At 37.6% G+C, this 1,821-nt stretch carries 2 protein-coding genes; both read right to left on the bottom strand.

The annotated features are described in order from the left end of the window. Positions 1 to 528: NAD-dependent epimerase/dehydratase family protein (locus AB0G52_RS40895; protein WP_361344342.1), on the bottom strand; the 528-nt coding region annotated here is incomplete at its 3' end. A gap of 528 nt (positions 529 to 1,056) precedes the next feature. Continuing rightward, positions 1,057 to 1,821: glycoside hydrolase family 2 TIM barrel-domain containing protein (locus tag AB0G52_RS40890; RefSeq protein WP_361344340.1), on the bottom strand; the 765-nt coding region annotated here is incomplete at its 5' end.

The following is a 1,821-nucleotide window of genomic DNA, read 5'->3' as shown; positions in this document are numbered from 1 at the left end:
CCCTGATTCATGAGCACCTGCAGCATTAAAATAACGGAAAACAACATAATTCAACCCGTAAGCCTCATGAAAATCCGCCAAAATTTGCTCTACCATCAGCTTGGAGCGTCCATAAGGATTAATTGGAGCTGTATTGGATTTTTCCAAGATAATTTCTTCTTCAGGAATGCCATACGTAGCTGCTGTTGATGAAAAAATGAAGTTTTTCACATTAAATTTAAGCATCGTTTTCAACAATGTTAAAGTATTAGCAACGTTATTTTCATAGTATTTAAATGGGTCCTGCACTGATTCACCAACAAGACTGAATGCAGCAAAATGCATGACAGCTTTAATTGGATATTTAGAAAATATCGGTTCTAAATCTTCCGCATTCCCTAAATCTCCTTTAATAAATACTGCTCTTTCATCTACAGATTCCTGATGGCCTGTCGCCAAGTTATCAAGGACGATAACCTCTTCCTTTTCCACCAGTTCCTTTACTAGATGACTGCCGATATAGCCGGCACCGCCTACTACTAGTATCATATTAAATCCCCTTTATTTACATTTTTTGTTCTCACAATCTATTAATACCCGTATATTTTCATTTTAGCACATAGCCAGATAGAAAAAAATTTTCATTGGCAAAATTTCCTTTTTTCATACTTTATACAGGTGCAAATTTCCCTATCAAAAAAAAGGGGATGAGGCAAAACAAAATATTACCTATCTAAACACGAATGTTAAATAATTACATCTACCTTTGAAACAATGGAGCATGGATTATAAAAAAGAGTACAGCTATTAAATAGAACGTTGCAATACGCTACACCCACTCGCTTTCCGCGGGGAGGAAGCTGATCCGCCTGCTGGGTCTCATCTTTCCTCTATTTCCCGCAGGAGTCGAGTGGCCACCCCTCCATTCCACTAAGATTTTTAATTATTGTTTTTAAACCGAACAACATAAAAAACCAAACTATTAATCAATAAATAGTTCGGTTTTTTATTTGACTTAAATACTTATGTCCAAGCCTTTGTTTTAACCTTGAGCTCTAAATAATTTATAGATAACAATTAATCAGTTTTTACGACAGGAAGTCTAGCTGGATAAAATTGATTATTAATTTCTTTTAAAAGAGAAAGATCGCATTTAGGCTTACGGTTATAGGTAAGTATCCCGTTAATTTCTTGTTCTACATCTGTTAACTGTGTATAGCAGTAACCCCATAACCCTTTCGATTGGTAGATGGCATCCATAATACGGCGGAAATCTCGGACATATTCCTCCTCCGTCTCGACAGAAGTATAACCCCAGCCTTTTTGATCATCCACTTTAAAGCCTATCCCTCCAAATTCTGTCAGCATAATCGGTTCTCCTTGATGTGAATAGCCATTTGCATACACCTGCCATTTACCGTGTGCATGTGAAAGGAGATTTTCGACAGAAGCTAGCGTTTCTTTAAAGTATTCGTACTTAACCTTTTCCTCATGATTTCCATGATTATAATTGTGAATAGCACATATATCGGTTGTTGTCGCTTCCCAGCCGTCATTCGAGATGACAGGCCTAGTGCCGTCAATTGCATGCAGCATATGATACATCGTTTTGGAGAATTGCTGCTGCTTTTTGTCTGCGTGAATATCCGGAACTCCCCAGCTTTCATTTAACGGCACCCAAGTTACAATGGACGGGTGATTATAGTCTCGTTCTACAATTTCCATCCATTCCTTCATTAATCTTGCGGCTGCTTTTTCAGTATAAACAGGAGCAGAATCGCATTCCCCCCATACTAAAAAACCTAACGTATCAGCATAATACAAAAAAAAGGGATCTTCTGT

Origin of the sequence: Streptomyces sp. NPDC021562 (assembly GCF_040640875.1) — a bacterium.
In the GTDB taxonomy this organism is placed as follows: domain Bacteria; phylum Actinomycetota; class Actinomycetes; order Streptomycetales; family Streptomycetaceae; genus Streptomyces.
Note: the sequence above shows the minus strand (reverse complement) of the source record. Positions and strands in the feature narration are given on the sequence as shown.